18 protein-coding genes are annotated in these 21751 nt (G+C 53.4%); 11 read left to right on the plus strand and 7 right to left on the minus strand.

Annotated features, from left to right (window positions below; genetic code table 11):
• Nucleotides 1-40: 40 nt before the first annotated feature.
• Nucleotides 41-211: a YnfU family zinc-binding protein gene (locus CWM66_RS29250; protein ID WP_216637202.1), complete on the minus strand. Its 171-nt coding sequence runs from the start codon at nt 209-211 to the stop codon at nt 41-43.
• A gap of 335 nt (nt 212-546) precedes the next feature.
• Here CWM66_RS29250 and CWM66_RS10300 point away from each other — a divergent pair, with 335 nt between their 5' ends.
• Entirely contained in the window at nt 547-1443 is an 897-nt protein-coding gene (locus CWM66_RS10300) for a diguanylate cyclase (protein WP_107146610.1), read from the plus strand.
• A 49-nt stretch (nt 1444-1492) separates the two neighbouring features.
• On the opposite strand, the gene yedF is transcribed toward CWM66_RS10300, so the two are convergent.
• Both yedF and yedE read right to left on the minus strand, forming a co-directional pair.
• On the minus strand, nt 1493-1723 hold the full coding sequence (yedF, locus tag CWM66_RS10305; RefSeq protein WP_035890239.1) for a sulfurtransferase-like selenium metabolism protein YedF: 231 nt from the start codon (nt 1721-1723) through the stop codon (nt 1493-1495).
• Nucleotides 1720-2925: a selenium metabolism membrane protein YedE/FdhT gene (yedE, locus tag CWM66_RS10310; protein WP_007371506.1), complete on the minus strand. Its 1206-nt coding sequence runs from the start codon at nt 2923-2925 to the stop codon at nt 1720-1722. The genes yedF and yedE overlap by 4 nt, the downstream gene beginning before the upstream one ends.
• 184 nt (nt 2926-3109) lie before the next feature.
• Between yedE and yedD the strand changes: the two genes are divergently transcribed.
• Nucleotides 3110-3520, plus strand: a complete 411-nt coding sequence (yedD, locus tag CWM66_RS10315) for a lipoprotein YedD (protein WP_072440223.1) — start codon at nt 3110-3112, stop codon at nt 3518-3520.
• 254 nt (nt 3521-3774) lie between these two features.
• Here the strand turns inward: yedD and fliT are convergent, their stop codons facing one another.
• Genes fliT through fliD form a run of 3 tightly spaced genes read right to left on the minus strand, consistent with a single transcriptional unit; the run spans nt 3775 to nt 5980 of the window.
• Nucleotides 3775-4134: a flagella biosynthesis regulatory protein FliT gene (fliT, locus tag CWM66_RS10320; RefSeq protein ID WP_007371510.1), complete on the minus strand. Its 360-nt coding sequence runs from the start codon at nt 4132-4134 to the stop codon at nt 3775-3777.
• Entirely contained in the window at nt 4134-4544 is a 411-nt protein-coding gene (gene fliS / locus CWM66_RS10325; protein ID WP_007371511.1) for a flagellar export chaperone FliS, read from the minus strand. Before fliS ends, fliT begins: the two co-directional genes overlap by 1 nt.
• Before the next feature lie 20 nt (nt 4545-4564).
• Complete coding sequence (gene fliD, locus CWM66_RS10330) at nt 4565-5980, minus strand: flagellar filament capping protein FliD (RefSeq protein WP_007371512.1); 1416 nt, start codon at nt 5978-5980, stop codon at nt 4565-4567.
• A gap of 245 nt (nt 5981-6225) precedes the next feature.
• Here fliD and CWM66_RS10335 point away from each other — a divergent pair, with 245 nt between their 5' ends.
• From CWM66_RS10335 to CWM66_RS10345, 3 genes are all read left to right on the plus strand, one after another.
• Complete coding sequence (locus CWM66_RS10335; RefSeq protein WP_107146611.1) at nt 6226-7131, plus strand: flagellin; 906 nt, start codon at nt 6226-6228, stop codon at nt 7129-7131.
• Between the two features lie 187 nt (nt 7132-7318).
• Nucleotides 7319-8221: a flagellin gene (locus CWM66_RS10340; RefSeq protein ID WP_107146612.1), complete on the plus strand. Its 903-nt coding sequence runs from the start codon at nt 7319-7321 to the stop codon at nt 8219-8221.
• A gap of 183 nt (nt 8222-8404) precedes the next feature.
• On the plus strand, nt 8405-12055 hold the full coding sequence (locus CWM66_RS10345) for a glycosyltransferase (protein WP_107146613.1): 3651 nt from the start codon (nt 8405-8407) through the stop codon (nt 12053-12055).
• 60 nt (nt 12056-12115) lie between these two features.
• Here CWM66_RS10345 and CWM66_RS10350 read toward each other — a convergent pair whose 3' ends face one another.
• Nucleotides 12116-15676 carry a glycosyltransferase gene (locus tag CWM66_RS10350; RefSeq protein WP_158262944.1) on the minus strand — a complete coding sequence of 1187 codons (3561 nt, stop codon included), beginning with the start codon at nt 15674-15676 and terminating at the stop codon, nt 12116-12118.
• 243 nt (nt 15677-15919) lie between these two features.
• On the opposite strand from CWM66_RS10350, the gene CWM66_RS10355 reads away from it, so the two are divergent.
• The 6 genes from CWM66_RS10355 to fliZ all read left to right on the plus strand — a co-directional run bounded on the left by CWM66_RS10355 (nt 15920) and on the right by fliZ (nt 21666).
• On the plus strand, nt 15920-17074 hold the full coding sequence (locus CWM66_RS10355; RefSeq protein WP_007371518.1) for a DegT/DnrJ/EryC1/StrS aminotransferase family protein: 1155 nt from the start codon (nt 15920-15922) through the stop codon (nt 17072-17074).
• Complete coding sequence (locus CWM66_RS10360; RefSeq protein ID WP_107146615.1) at nt 17071-18237, plus strand: acetyl-CoA carboxylase biotin carboxylase subunit family protein; 1167 nt, start codon at nt 17071-17073, stop codon at nt 18235-18237. Before CWM66_RS10355 ends, CWM66_RS10360 begins: the two co-directional genes overlap by 4 nt.
• 10 nt (nt 18238-18247) lie before the next feature.
• Nucleotides 18248-19357 (plus strand): Gfo/Idh/MocA family protein, encoded by a 1110-nt coding sequence (locus CWM66_RS10365; RefSeq protein ID WP_107146616.1) that lies wholly within the window; start codon nt 18248-18250, stop codon nt 19355-19357.
• A gap of 350 nt (nt 19358-19707) precedes the next feature.
• On the plus strand, nt 19708-20232 hold the full coding sequence (locus CWM66_RS28745) for a hypothetical protein (protein ID WP_139201252.1): 525 nt from the start codon (nt 19708-19710) through the stop codon (nt 20230-20232).
• Between the two features lie 100 nt (nt 20233-20332).
• Nucleotides 20333-21052: an RNA polymerase sigma factor FliA gene (locus tag CWM66_RS10375; protein WP_007371523.1), complete on the plus strand. Its 720-nt coding sequence runs from the start codon at nt 20333-20335 to the stop codon at nt 21050-21052.
• 62 nt (nt 21053-21114) lie between these two features.
• Nucleotides 21115-21666 carry a flagella biosynthesis regulatory protein FliZ gene (gene fliZ / locus CWM66_RS10380; protein ID WP_007371524.1) on the plus strand — a complete coding sequence of 184 codons (552 nt, stop codon included), beginning with the start codon at nt 21115-21117 and terminating at the stop codon, nt 21664-21666.
• Nucleotides 21667-21751 lie beyond the last annotated feature (85 nt).

Raw genomic sequence — 21751 nt, forward strand, 5'->3', positions numbered from 1 at the left:
GTCGTTAAATGCCGACCGGTATCCACTGAGGTTGCTGATTTCAGGCGTAAGCAGGTTTGTCTTGCTTGAAGATCTTGCTGCAATGGGGGCACATCAGTGCTGAACCTTTCTGGACTCGGGTGAAGCTATGTTCTGACTGCATAGCGCAGTGAGGGCAGGTACATTTGGTAAGAAAGTTGCGATTGTTTTTTGAATCTTTCCGTGGTGGCATAGAGTAATTCCTGATGAATGGGCTGCAACAATACACTATCCCAATACATATAGCCCGTAATGATTTCCCTGCGGGCAAAACGCTGGTACGAGGAATTACCGTAGCCCGGCGCTGATAACCGGTAATCTCTTTGAATGAAAAATACTCACTGGCGTTGCACCGGCAAATATTATGTCGTGCCCTGGGTAATGAGCGGCCACCTTCCGGCGTGCTTTTCGTAAATATTTATCCCGCTGAAATAATTAATTCTTGCCCTGTCTTAATGATCTTTACAAAAAGCTAACTTCAATTGCATACACTAGCAGCCCTAAAATTAGCTGACGCGGAGGGCAACTATGTACCGTAAAACTTGCCAGATTGACACTATTCTGGCCGATCTTAATTATTCTGTTGATGCCCATTATGACTGGCTGGTGAATATGTTTTCCTGTGTGGTAAATAATGCCTTTGAACAGCCAGATATTATTTATCCGTACGCGCATAAACACTGTCGTGTTGGAACCTGGCTGCATCATCACCAACCGATGGGAGAGGAGGAATCTTCATGTATTCAGGCGATTAGCGAGGCACATATGCGCATGCATGACAGTGGTCGCCAGATGATGCTCGCCATCCAGAATAAAACCGTGACGGCCGAACATTTCACCGACTTTAAACAGCATCTGGCTCTGTTTTCCAGCGCGGTGACAACCTATAAAAGTTATTTATTAAATATGCGTAGCGGGATCGATATTCTCACCGGCTTGCCAGGCAGAAGAATGCTGGATGAAACATTTGTACAGCAATTAATACGCGCCCCGGAACAAAATATTTACCTGTTATTACTGGATATCGATCGCTTTAAAAATATTAACGATACTTACGGCCATCTGATTGGCGATAGCGTATTGCGCGGTCTCGCGCAGCTATTACGCGACGGCATCCGCGATGACGATAATGCGTACCGCTATGGCGGTGAGGAATTTATCATTTTGTTGCGCGCGCCATCTTATAAAGAGGCGTGCCTGACCGGGCTGCGGCTGTGCAATACCATTGCCGACACCACCCTGCATTGTGACGATCAAGCACTGCATATTACGGTCACCGTTGGGTTAACCAAAGTCCAGGCCAAAGAGTCACTGGACGAGGCGGCAAAACGTGCCGATGCGGCGATGTATCGCGGTAAGCAGACCGGGCGCAACCGCTGCATGTTTATGGATGAGTGGGGCGAGATCCACCATTTCGTCGGTTGAGCGTTATCGGCTGCTGGCTCACCGTTTGCAGGTGAGCCAGCCTGTTGCGTTACTTCTGAATCAAGTAGCGGATGGTCGGGCCATCCTGCTGGATATCCAGCACGGTATAACCGTGGTTGCGGGCATCCAGCGGAATGTTATTGATTGACTGCGGGCAGTCGCTCACCACCTCCAGAATCTCCCCTTTTTTGAGTTGTGGCATCGCTTCGAGCGTGGCTACCGCCGGATAAGGACAGGGTTCACCGCTCATATCGAGGCGGTAATCGGGCACAATGTTCATGCAGTCTCCTTCACGGGCGCCGGTGTTTTGCGGCGAAAGAAATGTTTTTCCCAGCCAATGACAAACAGCAGCGCGGCCAGTAACAACGCATAGGTCACCAGCAGGCCGCCGAGCGGGCCAAAGGTGTTCAGCAAGTTGATTTTATCCCAGTGGGTGGCGAGGGAAGGGGATAAGTCATCCCAGAACCAGGCCAGGATCGTCGAGCCGATAACGTTGCCCAGCCCGACCCACCAGTAATGCACCTGACCTTCGACTGCGCGGTACATCCAGCCGGTTTCACAACCGCCTGCCAGCACAATCCCGAAGCCAAACAGCAGCCCGCCGAGTACCGCATTCGGCCCGGCCCACATGATTTTGGGTTCCATCCCCAGTTGCACATAGCTGAAGATGCCGATCGCGCTCGCCGCCATACCAAAAATAATCGCTTTTGCCATCATGGTACGCCCGGTGATCCACATATCGCGGAATGCGGAGGTGAAGCAGATTTGCGCCCGCTCAATCAGTAAACCAAAACCGACACCAAACAGCATCGCCAGCCCCAGTTTCGGCTGATTCATCGCCGTCAGCAGCGCCCAGCCCACCATGCCGATAAACACCAGCATACCGATGCGGAAGCGGCGTTTTGCCTGCTCCGGTTTTTGTGTCAGCGGTGAAGCGGCAGAAACTTTCTGCATCTTTACCGCAATGCGGAACATGGGCAGCAGCGTAAAGCGCGCGCCGAACCATGAGCCAATCGCCGTGGCAACGGCAAAGAACCAGGCATGCAGCGAAAATTGTGGAATGCCAGTGAAGAAGGCGGCAAGGTTACAGCCCATCGCCAGCCGGGCGCCGAAACCGGCAATAATGCCGCCAGCAATGGCCTGGGCGATGCGAATGCGACTGTGCGGAAAACGTAGCTTGACGTTATTCGCCCACAGCGCGGCGGCAAAACAGCCGCCAAACATACCGATGATCATCATGCCATCAATACGCGTCAGCGGCGTGCCGTCCAGATGGATCAATTTGAAGTATCCCCACTCTTCTGTATGAACGCCCGCCAGTTGCAACAACTGGCCGCCCCAGCGGGTGAATTCGCCCGTCACCGCCCAGAAAGTGCCAGTGATGCCGAAATAGTAGGTGGAGAGAATACCGGCGGCGATAACGGCCGGAATCGGGGACCAGAAGCGAATCAGGAAACGCTCCTTAAAGGATTGCCATGACATAGTGAAAACCTCTGAACTCAGAAGGCAGTAATTAAAGAAGGCGAATGATACACGTGGCAAATGACAAACTAACGCAAAAAGGGCGTAAACCCTGGTGCAGATCAAACTTCTTCGCACCGGAGAAGGGTGGCGATGATAATGCTTTAATGCCACAATATTTTTTTCTTCGCGATCGGGATAAATAATGAAAAAGCGAGTGATTATTGGCGCGGCGCTACTGCTCAGCGGCTGCGTACAGGTGGATGATTACAACGCGGTGGTAAAACAGCCTGCACCGGCAGGTCTGGCGGGTTACTGGCAATCGGCAGGCCCGCAGAGCAAACTGGTCAGCCCGGAAGCAATAGCCAGCCTGATTGTCACGCCCGAAGGGGACACGCTGGATTGCCGTCAGTGGCAGCGGGTCATTGCCGTACCGGGCAAACTGATGCGTGATGGCAGCACGTTATATAACGTGACGCAAAAACGGGATATTTACCCGCTCGACCACGAAGGTAATACACTGGAATTTGATGGCATGACGCTCAAACGCGTCGATAAACCGACGGTTGAGTGCCAGAACGCGCTGACTGCCGCCGGGCTGGACATCAGCAAATAAGGTAGCGCCGGGTGCTACTGCCCGGCACATTACGTCCCCTTCCTTTTTTCCCTACGCAGATATCGCGGATGTTTGTGGATTTTACGCACGGGATCACGCCTGCATTGGCGACAGCCTGCATTTTTAGTGGAAGGTAAAAACTGGGGGGATAGCAAGGAAAACCCGTTGCCATGTTCCTGAGACTCGGGAAACAGGGGTAACAGGAGAGAACAGTGCGGGCGAGGTGTTTAAAACGTCACCCGCCTGTTCTGAGATTAGATCTCATTCGGGAAGAGTATATTTCCAGAGAGGCGTCCATATGTCGAATGCAGGTTATGTTGTCGAGATGTCTGTCTAACCAATGTCCGCAGTTCATCCATTCGTTCGTTTAACAGTTCTTTCAGCACAACTTCGTTATCCAGAATTTGCTTCAGCAGCGGCCGAATTTGCGCCTGCAACTGAGGCGCAATTTCTCCGGCATCCTGGAACTGTGCTAACTTCTCCACAGCGTTAATGTACTTCACTTCATGTTCGATGAGTTCGTCCCAACGCCCTTCCTTCGCGAGGTTAAGCATGGTGCGGCTGGCGACCAACAGCTGCTGATAGTGGTGGAGCAACCCGAGATTTGCTTCCATTAGTAAGTGTCCCGCGAGTTTTGATTATTGGGGCCAATTTCTTTCCAGGCATCAGCGATGTTGCTCAACAACTTCGATACTTCATCAATGGCGGAGAGGTCATTGTGGAGATTTGCCTGTAAAAGACGTCGTGTCATGTAGTCATAAAGACTGTCCAGATTTGCGGAGATCTCACCACCGGCTTCGTGATTAAGACCGGCCCGCAAGCCGTTGGTAATGATATTTATAGCCTGTGAAAGCGCCCGTCCTTTACCGGGAATATCTCCCTGCTCAATCAGGATCGCGGCCTTTTTCATGGCGCTCAAGGCGCCATCAAAAAGCAACACCACGAGTTGATGTGGGCTGGCACTCAGAACGGCGCTTTCCACGCCGACCTGGGCATAAGCCTGAGTTCCCGATTTCGTATACATGTCAAACCTCAACTGATGGTTTATGCACTCATAGCATTGAACTGCTGGGTCAAATAGTTACCGGTTGTCGTCAGAGAAGAAACCAGCTGACTTAAACTGGTGAACTGTGTTTTGTAACGCGCCATGGTTGCGGTGATCTGATCATTGACCTGGTCATACTGATCGGACAGCTGTTTCAGGGTTTTGTTGATCCCGTCGGTCGCATTCTGCACGGTACCATCGGTACCTAAAAAATCGTCCAGCAGGTTGCTTGCCTGCGTGGCGAAGCCGGTGGTTTTACCGTCGCCGGACAGGAAAGAGATCACGTCCGCTGACTTTTCATTCAACGCTTTATTAAGTTTGGTGCTGTCAACGGTCAGCTTACCGGTCGTATCCTGAGTCACACCCAATTGCGACAGAATGGAGAAGCTTCCTCCGTCACTCTGAGAGGACGACAACATAGAGCGCAGACGCGTCTGAATGTTGCGCAGCGTACCATCGCCCAGCAGGTCGCCGTTCGAGCTGTCCTGCGAATCACTGCCCTGATCCACTGCTGTATATTTGGTCTGGTTAGCAATGGTCGTTTGCAGCGAGTTGTAGGCATCAACAAACGCCTGAATCGCGTCGGTCATCGGCTGGTTGTCTTTGGTTACCGTCAACGTTTCCGGGCTGCCAACGTTGGTTTTATTCAGCGTCAGCGTGACACCTTCCGGCGCATCTGTAATCGTGTTGCTGCTGCGGGTAATTTCAATCCCGTTAATTTTCAGCTTCGCATCAGACGCAGCAACCTGCTGTGTCATCACGTTGCTCGCGCTGCTGGTATTCGTCGAGTCATAGCTGATGTACTGTGCCAGTTGCGTATCATTCGTGGTGATCGTCATCTGGTTAGCCGTACCGCTGTCACGTGAAGTCAGTGCCAGGTAATAGCTGTTGTCATCTGCTTTAATAATGCTCGCAGTTACGCTGCCTTGCTGTTTGTTAATGGCATCGCGAATGTCCGACAGACTGGTTTGATCGCTGTTCAGCGTCACGGTCATCGGATTCGTTTGCCCAGGCTGAGTGATCGTAATGGTACGAGAACTCAGGCTGCTGTCGCCTAAATCAGTATCTTTGCTGGCCACTTTCGGGCTGAGCAGAGATTGAGAAGCTGCCAGCGAAGACACCTCGACCGAGTAAGTTCCCGCCGCGGCATCATTGGCCAGCGTAGCAGTGAACGCGGTGTTAGTGCTGGATACTTTTGTCGATGCGATGCTTGACGTATCTTTCAGCGCATTAGCAGCAGTTTGCAGCTTAGTCAGGGAGGTTTGCACCACGCCCCAGGCTGTCAGCTTGGCTTTATACGAAGTCTGCTGAGTGGTAATTGGCGTCAGCTTTGTTTGTTCAGCTGTCTGCAAATTGTCATACAACGTGTTCAGATCCAAGCTTGTGCCTGCGCCGAGCGAACTAATACTTGCCATATCTTCATCCTTCAGTTTTAGACAATCACTGTGTGGATTATCGGCAGCGACTGCGAAAAGATTAGAGGTTTTTTTTTAAAGCAATGGCGAAATAAAGCCAAAGAATAGCGGGCAGTTTGTGGCTTTAAAAAATTAAAGTTTTTCTCTAAAGGTTGGTCAGTGACGGTCGATAACCTGGAAGACGGTAAGAACGCCGTAGGCAGATGCCTGAATCTGATAACTTTTTTATTTAAAGGAATTACATCATGGCTGTTATTAATACTAACACCCTGTCGCTGACGACTCAGAACAACCTGACCAAATCTCAGGCTTCTCTGGGTACCGCTATCGAGCGTCTCTCTTCCGGTCTGCGTATCAACAGCGCGAAAGATGACGCTGCTGGCCAGGCGATTGCTAACCGCTTTACTTCCAACATCAACGGTCTGACCGTTGCTGCCCGTAACGCCAACGACGGTATCTCCCTGTCGCAGACGGCTGAAGGCGCGTTGAGCGAAATCAACAACAACCTGCAGCGTATCCGTGACCTGACCGTTCAGGCGCAGAACAGCTCCAACTCTGCTTCTGACATCGACTCCATCCAGGCTGAAGTTAACCAGCGTATGGAAGAGATCAACCGTGTTACCACCCAGACCGACTTCAACGGCATCAAAGTGCTGAACACCGGTTCCGGCTCCAGCAGCTACAACTTCCAGGTTGGCGCGAAAGACAACGAAACCATCTCTATCAGCCTCAGCTCTTCTGATTCCTACAACCTGTACAACGCCACTGGCGCAACCTTCCAGACCACCGGTCAGACCATCAACGGTACTGCCCGCGCCACTGCGGCTGAAGGTTTCGACGTACTGAGCGGTACTGTAAGCTCCGGTGGTACTGTCGACGGTAGCCCGCTGGCAGATATCGATGCGGCAATCAAAGCGGTTGACTCCCAGCGCAGCCTGCTGGGTGCGTCCCAGAACCGTTTCGAATCCACCATCACCAACCTGAACAACACCGTGAACAACCTAACGTCTGCCCGCAGCCGTATTCAGGACTCCGATTACGCGACAGAAGTATCGAACATGTCCCGCGCGCAGATCCTGCAGCAGGCCGGTTCTTCTGTTCTGGCTCAGGCCAACCAGGTTCCGCAGACCATGCTGTCCCTGCTGCGTTAATCGCAAAATTAGTAATAAAGAAGGGCGCCGCTTGTCGGCGCCTTTTTTTTTTGCGTTAAAAACCTGGCGCCGCAAAAAAATAAAAAAATCGCTAAAGAGTTTATTACCCCCGTCGATAACAATTTTGACGGTGATGAAGCCGCTGGCGCATACCGGAATATAAATTTCTCAATGAAGGATAATTATCATGGCTGTTATTAATACTAACACCCTGTCGCTGACGACTCAGAATAACCTGACTAAGTCTCAGGCTTCCCTGGGTACTGCGATCGAGCGTCTCTCTTCCGGTCTGCGTATCAACAGCGCGAAAGACGACGCTGCTGGCCAGGCGATTGCTAACCGCTTTACTTCCAACATCAACGGCCTGACCGTTGCTGCCCGTAACGCCAACGACGGTATCTCCCTGTCGCAGACGGCTGAAGGCGCGTTGAGCGAAATCAACAACAACTTACAGCGTATCCGTGACCTGACCGTTCAGGCGCAGAACAGCTCCAACTCTGCTTCTGACATCGACTCCATCCAGGCTGAAGTTAACCAGCGTATGGAAGAAGTTAACCGCGTTACCACCCAGACCGACTTCAACGGCATCAAAGTGCTGAACACCGGTTCCGGTACCAGCAGCTACAACTTCCAGGTTGGCGCAAAAGACGGCGAAACCATCTCCATCAGCCTGGATTCTTCGGATTCCTACAACCTGTACAACGCGACAGGCGCAACAGCGTCTACCGGTGGCGTGGTTAACGGCAACGCACGTGCGACTGCGGCTGAAGGTTTCGACGTACTGAGCGGTACTGTTGATGCCACTGGCGGCACCAACGGCGGCCCGCTGGCAGATATCGATGCGGCAATCAAAGCGGTTGACTCCCAGCGCAGCCTGCTGGGTGCATCCCAGAACCGTTTCGAATCCACCATCACCAACCTGAACAACACCGTGAGCAACCTGACTTCTGCTCGTAGCCGTATTCAGGACTCCGATTACGCGACCGAAGTATCGAACATGTCCCGCGCACAGATCCTGCAGCAGGCCGGTTCTTCCGTACTGGCTCAGGCCAACCAGGTTCCGCAGACCATGCTGTCCCTGCTGCGTTAATTCGCAACGGATTAAAAAAGGCATCTTCGGATGCCTTTTTTTATGTCCAATCGTCAGATATAGCGCCTTTTCTACTGGCTGTTTTTCCTCTCGATCTTTCCTTACTCCCCCACAATATTGCATAACGACAGAAACGCCCTTTGATAGCCCCGGCCAACAGGCCCGGCGTGCTGAGGATGAGAGATGCGAAGCCTATTAATTAGCGTTGATAAATTTGACGCCTTTACGCCCCATACCAACGAATTACTCGATATTGCCGATGTGCTGCTGGCACAGAACTGGCGGGTAGATGTCATCACCAGTAGTGCAGGAAAGGCACTGAACGCGGAGATCGATCGCCTGAAGGCGACAGGGCGCTTTGGGTTGGTGACCGACCAGCAGGGTGAGCCAGACACGCAATATGATGTTATCTGGATCTATCGCGGTTTCTTCAGCGATAAACTGCTCGATGCGATCGCTACTGAACGTCTCCGCGGCGCGATGATTTTCCGCCATTTCAACGACTATAACGATCTCTATATTCCCTGGGGCGTGGCGCTGGAAAACCAGTTCGCAGCGCTGACGCTTGATCTCTCGCCGCGCACTTCCGCGCTGCTGCTGCAAACCGGTGTGGAAAGCACTCAACTGAAAAACTTGCCGTGGACGGTTCCGGCGCGTTTCAGCCAGTATGTGCGCACCCGCGAATCGTCGACGCTGGCGCGCGCAGTCTACATTGCGCCGAAAATGTCGGCGGAGATGTACGAAGTACAGCAGCGTGCCCGCGAAGCTGGCGTTCAGATAGACTGGCTGGATCTTAACCAGCAAGCGCAGCGCATCGATCCGGCCTGGCTGGAACACTATGACGTCGTGATCGGCAATGATGATAGCGTGGCGAAAGCGTTGACGCTGGGGATCCCGCTGTTCCTGGTGAACGAGGGCTATGTCGAAGGCTATCTGAACGACGCGAACGTCGCCCGCCATGAAGCCGAGCATTTCTGTGCGCTGTCGCTGCGCAACTGCCCGGATGCCGATGAGTGGGTTGAGATGCTGCAAAGCGGCTACGCCAGCGCACTGGCGTGGACTCAGGCGCAGCGCGCGGATCTGGCGGCGAAATGGTCGCTGGAGACCGCGCTGGATGCCATCGTAAATGCGCCGCTGGTAGCGAAGACACGCCAGCTTGATGAAAAATCCCGCTATGCGCTTAATTTTCACAGTAAAGCGGTGCTGGCACAGCAGCAAACCTCCGATTACTCCTTTACCCGTTGGCTGGACGATCGCCAGATCAGCGAAGCGCGGCGGGAAGCACTGCTCACTTTTGCCCGGGCGTACCCGGATAAAGCCAGCATTGGCGTGATTATCCTTGGTGACAATCAGGCCAGCGCACGCACGCGGGCGTCGGTGGAAAGCCAGTCGCTGACGGCCGTCAGTCTTGATGTGATTGCCGATGATACCGCATGGCCTGCTGCGGCCAATGCGCTGCTGCAAGCGCGTAGCGCCGAAGCGATGTTGCTGATCCCCGCAGGTTTTACGTTGCGTGACGACGCGCTGCTGCGTTTTGCTGAGCAACGTATGAACCAGCAAAATGCCGGGCTGTTTTACTGTGATGAAATGACGCGGGCGGAAAACGGCGAACCGGTATTCACCCTGCGTCCAGGCGTCAATATCGATCTGTTGCGCGGTGTGCCTTATATCGGTCAGACGGTACTTTTTTCGCGGGAAATTGCCTTGCAGGTGGGTGGATTCAGCGGTCATTATCCCCACGCGGCGCATATCGATTTGCTGTGGCGCTTTGTCGAAGGGCAGGGTGCAGGCGCCGTGGGGCGTGTGGCGGAAGTGCTGGTGGAAAACCCGCATCCGGTAACCCACTGGAGCGAGGCCGCAGACGTGGTCGCTGAATGCGAGCAGGCGTTACTGGCGCATCTGCAACGGCTGGGGATTAACGCCACGCTGGAAGAGGGATTAGCGGAGAACATTAAACGCCTGCGCTATCAGTGGCAGGCGACGCCGCTGGTGTCGATCATTATTCCGACCCGCGATCGCTTTGCGCTGCTGAAGCGCTGCATTGAAAGTCTGATGGAAAAGACCCTCTATCAGCACTATGAGCTGCTGATCGTTGATAACCAGTCGGTGGAGGAGGATGCCTGCCGTTTCCTCAACGATCTGGCGGCGCTGGGGCTCGATCAGGTGCGCATTCTGCGCTACGACGCGCCCTTTAACTTCGCTGAAATCAATAATGCCGCCGCGCAACAAGCGCGTGGCGATGTGCTGGTATTCCTCAATAATGACTGCGAAATTATCGACGGTAACTGGCTGGATGCGCTGCTTGAACATACGCTGCGCCCGGAAGTGGGGCTGGTGGGCGCGCGACTGGAGTATCAGGACGGCCGCATTCAACATGGCGGCTATTTAGTCGGCGTGCAGCACGGTGTTGATGTCGCCTTCGATGGCGCTGACGGGCAGAGCAATGGTTTTCAGCACTTTCTGAAAACGCCGCGTAACCTGGCTGCGGTGAGCGCCTCCTGCATGATGGTGCGTAAAGAAGTTTTCTTCTCCTTAAACGGCTTTACCCAGGAGCGTTATCCCCTCTATTTCGCCGATGTGGATCTGGGGTTGCGCGCGCAGCAGCAGGGATATCTCAATGTCTGGACGCCTTACGCCCGCGTGAAACATATGGGCGGCGCGACACGTTTATTCGGCAACAAAATTGGCGTGCAGGAGCGTCCGTTGTTGCAGGACTATACGACGCTGCGCGGTGAGTGGCAGCAGGGGTTACTGAATGAACCTTCGTACCATCCGCTGATGCAGAAGATGGGCAAAGCCTTCACGCTGAGCGCAAGTATTGCGCGGTTGCACCAGCCGCTGCCTGGCCGCCCATTGCCGGTGGTGTTAGCCCATCACATCAACTGGGTCGGTGGCGGCCATCACCGGGTGATGCAACCGTTCAAAGCGCTGGAACGCCATTTGATGATCGAAGGCGGGCTGACGAACACCATTCCCGGCCTGATGGAAGCGGCGCAAATGCGGCCGGATGTCATTCTGCTTGAGCTGATCACCGGCAGCCGCTTCCCGGATATCATGAAGCAGTTACGCGATGTCAGCGGCGCGAAAATCGTGCTGGAATATGATGATTACCTGCTGAACGTGCCGATGAAAAACGGTAACCGTCAGCACTTCCCGCCGCAGATGCTGAAAAACTTCCGCAAAGTGATGGACACCGCCGACTGGGTTGTCGTTTCTACTGCGCCGCTGGCTGAAGCCTACAGCCGGTTCCACAGTGATATTCGCATTGCGCAAAACCGCCTGGCACCGAATCAGTGGGATCACCTGCTCAGCGCCCGTGGAACCGGGAAAAAAGTGCGCGTCGGTTGGGCCGGAGGCAGCTCGCATACTGGCGATCTGGAGATCCTGTTGCCGCTGATCAAAGAGCTGGAAGGGCAGGTGGAGTGGGTGTTTATGGGCATGAAGCCGCGCAACGTGCTTTGCGAATTCCACCCCGGTGTACCGTTTGAAATGTACCCGGAGAAACTGGCCAGCCTGAATCTCGACCTGGCGCTGGTGCCGCTGGAAATCAACCAGTTCAACGAATGTAAGAGCAACCTGCGTTTGCTGGAGATTGGCACCTGCGGCGTGCCGATCATCGCCACCGACATTGAGCCTTATCGCTGCAATCTGCCGGTGACGCTGGTGGCGAACCGCTTTAAAGACTGGATGAACGCGATTCAGGCGTACATTCACGATCCGGCGTTGCGCGAGCGGCAGGGTGATGCGCTGCGTGCCGCCGTGCGCAGCGACTGGTATCTGCGGGATGCCGGGCTCGATGACTGGCGTCAGGGCTGGTTACCGGCCGACAAGTAAAAGAAAAGGCGCTGCGAAGCGCCTTTTTTGTTGCCATCGGCTGTTATGCCCGGAGAAACATTAATCCGGTAACCAGAGTTGCGCCTGGCGCAGCAGGCTTTCGCCGTTCCACATACCGTTTTCCAGCACGTACAGACGCAAATTATCGCCAAGTTGTGCCGCCATCGCCGCATCAAGCAGATGGTTTTCAATGGCTTCGCGCCAGCTTCTTGCGCGATTTTCGACGCGCGTAACGCCAGCAATGCTCTGTGTGCTGATGATATCGCTGCAAATCACCGGCACACCGCAGGCGCCATATTCAAGCAGACGTACCGGGCTAAGCGCCCGGTTCCACGGCGTATCGGCCAACGGTTCCACGGCGAGATCGAGATTCAGGCTGGCCAGCTTTTTCGCAAAATGCTGCGGGCGAACCTGGGCATGGAATTCGCTGACCCACTCCTGAAGGGAAGGCGGACAGTAACCATAGAACACCCATTCAACCCGATCGGCTAACTGGCTGACCAGTTTATGAATTAGCTCCAGATCGCCGGTATTCGCCGCGGTTCCGCACCAGCCGATGCGCGGTTTCTTACCCATGCCACGCTGGCTGGATAACCCCGACCATTGCTGTGGCGAAAGTAGCGTTGGCATCACGCGGATGTCGCTGTGCAGCCCTGCGCACTGTTCGGCCAGCTCGTTACTGGCGACGATCAGGCGATCCACATGCGCCAGCGTACCGCGCAGCGCGGCGAAAATATCCTGTGGCAGATCGTTACGTTCCTCGGCATTGACCGGTAAGCCAGGCAACCAGCAATCCAGATCGAAGATTTTAAACACCGATGCTGCCTGCGGCAGACGACGCAACCACTCCTGCGCGCCATCACTGATTTGCCGATGGACGATCAGTGCATCTGGCGCAAAACGACTGATATCGGTATAGGTGCTGGGATGATAATTAATTTGCCCTTCGACGACTCCCGCGTTATTCAGTAATGCTAACGGCGCATCGAGGCGCAACCGGCTGCCGGGCTGGCTTTGCAATGGAAAGGCGATCAAACGTGGCAACGGCTTCCAGTGCAACGGCTGCCAGCTTTTATTACTGCTGGCTTCAAACTGGAATCCCGCGCCATCCAGCGACAGATTAGGGTTATAGGCCGGATCGTTGGCGATAAGCGGCATCCATTTGGCGTACATGGCGTCCTGCTCGGCCATAAAGCGCTGGCGTTTTTTCTCCTGCACGGTCTTATCGACCTTCTTCTGGCTAACGCTGCCTTCGTGCATTACCAGTGCATGCGGTGTCCACACTGTCAGATAGCCCGCTTCACGCACCTTCAGGCACAGATCGACATCGTTATAGGAGACAGTGAAGTTCTCTTCATCGAGCCCGCCGACCTGTTCATAGACTGATTTGCGGATTAACAGACACGCGGCAGTGACCACGTTGTAATTCTGGTCAACCAGCAGACGATTCATATAACCGGCGCGGTTGTTTTCGCTGCCGATAAAGGGATGATCCGCCGGGCCACGCAGCCCCAGCACCACGCCCGCATGCTGGACTTTACCGTCCGGGTAGAGCAGTTTCGCGCCGGTGATCCCCACTTCCGGGCGTAACCCATGATTCAGCATATGATCCAGCCAGTTTTCGCTGATCACTGCCGTATCGTTATTCAGCAATACCAGATATTCACCACGCGCTTCCCGTGCGGCCATATTGTTGATAGCGGAATAGTTAAACGGATGCGGATAGCGCAATACGCGAATGCGTTCAGGATCGATAGTTGAGATCCCCTCCAGCCACTGCAATGCTTCCGGGGTCTCGCTGTTGTTATCAACAATCAGCAGTTCGTAATTCCGGTAACGCGTCTTCTCCAGCAGGCTGGTGACGCAGGTACTCAGAATAGTAAGCTGATCTTTGGTCGGGATAATAATCGAGACCAGCGGTTGTTGCTGATGGTTATAACGCAGGGCATACAGCCCCGGATGCGTAGCCACTACCGTACCCTGTGCATAGCCGCGATTGTGCAGATGCTGGGTTAAAATCGCCTGTTCTTCCGGTTGGCTGACCTGCACTGGCGGATGGCCAACCACAAACGGTTCCGGCAGATGACCAGCAAAGCCCATCCCTTTTTGTTCAATCAGACGAACAATAAACTCGAACTGCCAGGCCTGCGGATACGTCGGGTTAAACCCACCCGCTGCCAGAATCGCTTCACTGCGGAAAATCCAGTGGCGAGCCATCTCTGCCGGGTAGCTGAGCAGTAAATCGAGGTTGAAATCCGGGCGCATCGCCGTGGTGACAATTTCGCCGTTCTGCATGTAGAACTCATCGCCATAAATCGCATCGCAGGCGGAGGCGCCATCCAGCGCCAGATCGAACATCAGCATGCCGCTCTCAAGCAGCACTTCACCAGCATCCATGAACATCACCCAGTCAGACGGCTGGCTGGCGATGTACTGATTGATGATACCAATCTGATTATCTTGTCGCACGATGAGCGTCGGCGCAGGAAGAGCGGCGCTCTGCTCCGTGATGACCACCGGATTTAGCGTCAGCCCAAACCCGGCGTAGCGTTGCAGGCTTTGCAGTGTTGACGTGACAGCATCAGGATGATGTCCGTACTGCGAGATAAAAACGGTTAACGTTTGCTGCGTGTTGCGCGCCTGTTGGAAAGCTTCCACCAGCGGCCGGAACTGCGGTTGCAGGCGGCGTTCGTCGAGCCATTTGTTGATTTTGTTGCTGTAGAACCGGCGCACGGAGACTTGTAGAGAGTTATGCAGTGCATGCAGCAGGTTTTCCGTCTGGAAACGCTGCTCGCCGTGCATCAGCGCGACTTTGACCTTTTCATTCTCTTCTTTATTACCGCTGTACCAGCCCAGTTCTCTGACAATTTGCGGCATTCGGGTATAGGTTCTGTTAATGACATCGCCATATTTCCCGGTATGCACGAGCTGGCTACTCTGGTTCTCTGAGACGCGGAAAGCCGAGAGCGTTTCGGCGACAAAGGCCAGGTTGCCGAGGCGCAGTAACTTCAGATACAGCGTCATATCGGTCAGGAAGTAGAGATTCTCGCCGAGCAGGGTAAAGAGGTCATCACCGAAAGAGATCAGATCCTCGCGATAGCACAGCACGGAACTGGGCTCACCGATAAAGTTCACCGGATGGTCGGCGAAAAACTTCACCACGTCCGGACCATCGAGAATCACATCGGCGGTAAAAGGGAAGGCGGTCGCCGTAATATCGACCAGCGGGGTGCCATCTTCATCAACGCGAACACGACGCGCGGAAGCCATGCTGTTGCCCGGGGAGGATTCCAGCGCTGCAACGAGCCGGGTGATAGCGTGTTCGAACAGAATGTCATCATCGTAGAGAAACTTAATGTACTTACCGCTGGCCTGACGCACGCCAGCCAGCACGTTGCCTTCTTCCCATAAACGGACGCTATTTTTGGTGTAGTAGATAGGCGTTTTGGTCGTTAATGCATAACGCTCGCAGGTGAGACGAATGGTGTCGTCGTTACTGTCGTCATAAATAATGACTTCGCAATTTGGCCAACTCTGATTGAGCGCGCTGGCGAGCGTTGTCGCGAAGAATTCGGGCTTGTAAGTCGGGATAACGATACTCACCAAAGCGTATTCGTTCATTTTTTTTCCGTTATGCGGGCAGCAGTTTGAGCGCATCAACGCGCGATGCGGCAACGAGGTGATGACGGCCTGGTTTCTCAGGCGTGAAATTTCACGGATTTTCTTTATCTCGGCCAATAATAGCAAAGGGAGGCTGGTGTCTTGCGGGCTTAATTGGCATGGGAAATGCCCCTTGTTTACCCAATAGATTCACTTTGGTGCCTGTAACATCAAAGTCATCTCTGGCTTGTTCAGGTTCATTTTATGGACAATAACATCTTCGTCACCAGCCCTCTGTTGCCGCCTCTGGAAGAGTTTATTCCCTATCTGGAAAAGATTTGGCAGAACCGCATCCTCACCAATGGCGGGACATTCCACCAGCAACTTGAAGAAGCGCTGGCGGAATATCTGGGTGTGAAATATGTCTGTCTGTTCGCCAATGGAACGCTGGCGTTGTTGACGGCACTCCAGGCGCTGCGTATCACGGGTGAGGTGATTACCACCCCTTACTCGTTTGTCGCTACCTCACATACCTTGCTGTGGAATGGCCTGACGCCCGTTTTTGCGGATATCGACCCGCTGACCTACAACATCAACCCGGAACGCGTTGAAGAGCTGATTACGCCGCAGACGACGGCGATCATGCCGGTGCATTGTTATGGCGTACCCTGTGACGTGGAGAAGATCCAGCAGGTGGCGGATGTTTACGGCTTAAAAGTGCTTTATGACGCCGCGCATGCATTCGGCGTGAAGAAAAACGGCGTCAGCATCCTGAATCACGGCGATCTTTCGGTACTCAGCTTCCATGCCACGAAAGTGTTTAACACCTTCGAAGGCGGCGCGATTATCTGCCATGACGCGCGGACGAAGCAACGCATCGACTACCTGAAAAACTTTGGTTTTGCCGGTGAAACCCGCGTGGTTGCGCCCGGCATCAACGCCAAAATGAATGAAGTGGAAGCGGCATTCGGTCTGTTGCAGTTAAAACATATTGATCAGGCGCTGGCCGAACGCCAGGCGCTGTATCAGTACTATCTTGAGCTGCTCGATGGTGTTGCAGGGCTTAGCCTGCTTAACGTCCCCGATGATGTGATCTGGAACCACGCCTATTGTCCGGTGCTGATTGAACCTGAGTTTGGCATCAGCCGCAATGCGTTATATGAAGCGATGAAAAACGAAGGCATCTTAACCCGTCGCTACTTCTACCCTCTAATTAGCTCCTTCAGCATGTATCGCGGTTTTGCGACCTCACAGAAAGAGCATTTACCCTGCGCGAACGATATCGCTGAGAAAGTACTCTGCCTGCCGATCTACCCTGGGCTTACGCGGGAAGATCAGCAGCGTATTGTGGATGTTATCCGCCGTATGGCGCTCCCTGTCGCAAACAATGTCGCTATGATTTCTGCGGGGGGCATATGAGCCAGCCAGCAACGGCGATGATCCTCGATGCCGGATTTGCGTCGCTACCTTTGCAGCAGGTGGTCAAAGCTGCGGGCTTTACCACACTGGTGTGCAGCGGCAAAGCGCAGGATGCGGGGATGAAGTTCGCTGATATTGCGCATGTGCAGAATTACGCAGACGCAGACGCAGTGCTGGCGGTGGCGCGCGAACAGAAGATTACGGCGATTTTGCCCGGCGTAACCGATGTCTCTTATCTGACCGGTAGCCGCGTGGCTGCCGAACTCGGGCTGGCCGGTTTTGATACGCCGGACGTCAGCGACACGCTGTTTCTTAAAGATCGTTTCCGCGCCTGGGCAGAGCTGAAAGGCTATCCGATTCCGCGCGCGGTTAACGAACCGGAAGCGGCGCGTGATTTGCCTTTCCCGCTACTGGTTAAGCCGATTGATGCCTATAGCGGGATCGGTATTACGCTGGTGCGCGAGGCGGGCGCCTTGCCGCAAGCGGTTGACCTGGCACGCAGCGCTTCCCGTAATGGCCACTGCGTCATCGAAACCTTCTGCGAAGGCGCGTTATACAGCCACTCGGCATTTATTCGCGGCGGTGAGATTGTCTGTGAATTTTTCGTCGACGAATATTGCACCGTTTATCCCTGGCAGGTGAACAGCAGTAGCCTGAGTCTGACGCTCGCTGAAGCGATGCGCGATCGCGTCAGCGAATGCATGCAGACGCTGGTGCGGGAATTGCAACTCGTTGATGGCTTACTGCATACCCAGTTCATTGCCAATGAACACGATTTTTGGCTGATTGAGTTAACCCGCCGTTGCCCGGGCGATCTCTATTCGCGTCTGATTGAATTATCCACCGGTGAAGCCTATTCCGCCGGATTTGTCGCTCCCTTTATTGGCCGCGAATCCGCATTCAGTGTGCGTCGGCCCGAGCATCAACGAGCCATCGCCCGGCATACCATTTCCGGCGATGCTGAAAGTCACTTTGTTGGCTATTGCTTTGCTCCGCTGGCGGCGCGAATTATTGAGACTATCCCGCTGAAGTTACCCGGCGATCCTCTGCTGCCCGCGCCGCGCGACAGGGCGGGGCTGGTTTTTGCCGAGTTTGAGGATTTCGCCGAACTGGCGCGGCTGACGCCACAGCTCAAAAACTATTTTTCTTTTAAAACGATTTAAGGACTGGATTATGGCCAAGCCTTTGCGCCTTGCATTCATCGGTGGCGGTATCAATTCCGCTATCGGCATGACACATAAAATCGCCAGCCAGATGGACGGGCACTTCCAGTTGACGGCGGGATGTTTCAGCCGTGATGAAAGCATCAATCAGCAAACAGGAGCCGCCTGGGGGCTGGAGAATCACGCGATTTATCAGGATGCGCTATTGATGCTGGAAAAAGAGCATCAGCGCCTTGATGCGGTGGTGGTGCTGACGCCGACGCCTGCGCACCGCGACATTTTGCTGGCGTGTCTGGAGTATCCATTGCCGATCATCTGCGAGAAGGCGATGGTGGCAACGGTAGGTGATGCGCAAGAGATTCAGCAGCGGGTTGATGAGGTTAATAGCCCGTTGTATGTGACGTTCAACTATACCGGCTATCCGATGGTGCGAGAACTGCGCCAGCGCCTGCTGAGCGGCGGGCTTGGGCGAATTCAGCAGGTGATGGTCGAAATGCCGCAGGAAGGTTTTAGCCGTTGTCGCAATGATGGCAGCGTGACGTTACCGCAACTCTGGCGTCAAGTGGACGGCGAAATCCCGACGGTATCGCTGGATCTCGGGGTTCATGTGCACCAGTTGGTGGAGTTTCTCACCGACAAACAGGCGCTGGATGTTTACGCCGTCAACAGTACGTTTGCGCGTGTGCCGAACGTGGTGGACACCGTCAATATCATCTCACGTTATACCGACGATATGGTGTGTAACTACTGGTACGGTAAAGCCGCGCTCGGTTTTCGCAACGGTTTGCGGATCCGCATTTATGGTACGGAAGGCAGCGCCGAATGGTTGCAGATGGAGCCGGAGTATCTGCGACTCGCTGATATTCACGGCAATGTGCGTATTGTCGATCGCACGGCGGGTGATAACACCATTGCCAATCTGGATCGTTACTGCCGCTTTAAAGCCGGTCACCCGGCCGGTTTTATTGAAGCTTTTGCCAACTACTACTGCGATATCGCCGCCGCTTTGCGTGGCGAAGCAAACGGCTATGCGATTGGCTCTGCCACCGCATTGCAGGGATTGTCATTCCTGGAAAGCGCGAACAGAAGTGCGATTGCGCAGCAAAAAATAGTGCTGTGATTGGCCTTTTAACGTCGCCCTGAAATCGCTTTTGTGTATGCATAATTGGCAAAGGCAAAAGCGATTTATAGATATTATCGATGAAATAGAGTGAATGTCCGCGTGCCGGATGATGACCTGCGGGTTATTTAGCGCAAAAAAGCGGAGACATTTTTGTTCCGTAAAAGCGAGACGGTCGATTATGAAGCAATAAAGGCGAAACCATGTCCTGCTGGTTATACGCTTTATGGTCATAATATCATCGAGTTAGATCGTGCGATGCAAAGAGATTTGCCTGGGAATTACATTCTGACTGTCTGCTATGCCCGCATCGAATTAGATGTGCGAGTAGTAAGAATGGAGAAAGTATTTTGCAGGGTGAATACTCATTGATTGATAGAAATATCGTTACGCTTTACGCCGCGGAATTTTGCCAGAAAAACAAACTGCTGCTGTGTGAATTTTGTCATTTTCCCGATGGCATAAAAGCCATGACAACCAGATTGTTTTTTACGCTTCAGGGTGTGGATGCGCTAAGGGAGATTTCTGGTAGATCTTTTTCTACAAGCCCTTGTTTGTCAGAAGGTTTAGCATTCCTACAAGGTGATGAAGCGTACGTTTATTATTGTGTTGATGCTGGTGAGACGTTTCTGATGATACCGGAAAGCAATATGTTAAAAACGCAGCGAAAATTGTGGTCATTGGGGCGCAAGCAGAGAATTTTGTCGGACGAGCAAAACACCGGCGTAAATCACAAAAGTAAAAAAACGATCGCGATGTTTCAATTTATCTACAATATTTCAGATGATTATCGATTTTTCCTGCGCGGACACCATCCGGCGCTGGCTTTTGAGCGAGTATTATATGCATTGCCGTCGAAACGTGGGGCGTTATAAAGGCAAATAACCCCCCATTTCACCCACTATTCATCCGATTAAAACCACTCCAGAATCGGATAATCATGCCGATAACTCAATTAACGCAGGGCTGTTTATCGTGAATTCACTCTATACCGCTGAAGGTGTAATGGATAAACACTCGCTGTGGCAGCGTTATGTACCTCTTGTGCGTCACGAAGCATTGCGCCTACAGGTGCGATTGCCGGCGAGTGTGGAACTGGACGACCTGCTACAGGCGGGCGGTATCGGTCTACTGAATGCTGTAGACCGATACGACGCTCTGCAAGGAACGGCATTTACCACTTACGCAGTGCAGCGTATTCGTGGGGCGATGCTGGACGAATTGCGCAGCCGCGATTGGGTGCCGCGCAGCGTCCGGCGTAATGCCCGCGAAGTGGCGCAGGCCATGGGGCAACTAGAGCAAGAACTGGGGCGTAACGCGACGGAAACAGAAGTGTCGCAGCGCCTTGGGATTCCTGTCGAGGAATACCGTCAGATGCTGCTCGATACTAACAATAGCCAGCTTTTCTCCTATGACGAATGGCGGGAAGAGCACGGCGATAGTATCGAGCTGGTGACTGACGATCATCAACAGGAAAACCCGTTATTCCAGCTAATGGAAAGTAATTTGCGTCACCGGGTGATGGAAGCTATTGAATCTCTCCCGGAGCGTGAACAACTTGTCCTGACGCTGTACTACCAGGAAGAGCTCAATCTCAAAGAGATTGGCGCTGTTCTTGAAGTAGGGGAATCGCGGGTAAGCCAGCTCCATAGTCAGGCTATTAAGCGCTTACGCACCAAGCTGGGTAAGTTATAGGTTGGTGATCCTGCATCGCCCCTGGTAAATGCCGAACAACGCATTGACAACCAGGAGTTATCATGACGGTGCAGCAACCTAAAAGACGGCCTCTAAGCCGCTACCTTAAAGACTTTAAACACAGCCAGACGCATTGCGCTCATTGCCATAAGTTGCTCGACCGCATCACACTGGTCCGCCGGGGCGAAATCGTAAACAAAATTGCGATTTCCCGGCTGGATATGCTGTTGGATGAAGCGGCCTGGCAACAAGAGCAAAAAGAGTGGGTTGCACTCTGTCGTTTCTGCGGGGATTTGCACTGCAAAGAGCAGAGCGATTTCTTCGATATCATCGGGTTCAAACAATATCTCTTCGAACAGACTGAGATGAGCCACGGTACGGTGCGCGAGTATGTCGTGCGTCTGCGCCGGCTTGGCAATCATCTGAGCGAGTTAAACATCTCCCGTGATTTGCTCAATGAAGGGTTCCTCGACGAAAACCTGGAGCCATGGTTACCCGCGACCAGCACCAATAACTATCGGATCGCTTTGCGCAAATATGCTCAGTTTAAGACGCAGATGCGTTTTACGCCGATGCAAAAAATGGCTGTCGGCGCGAGATCTGATATATATTAAAAAAGAATAACATGTGGCGAGTCATTGCTTGTGATTACGTTTTTCCAGGCAATGCACTGCTGCAGCCAATTCTTTTATCGGGGTA

This window comes from Kosakonia sp. H7A (genome assembly GCF_003028445.1).
In the GTDB taxonomy this organism is placed as follows: domain Bacteria; phylum Pseudomonadota; class Gammaproteobacteria; order Enterobacterales; family Enterobacteriaceae; genus Kosakonia; species Kosakonia radicincitans.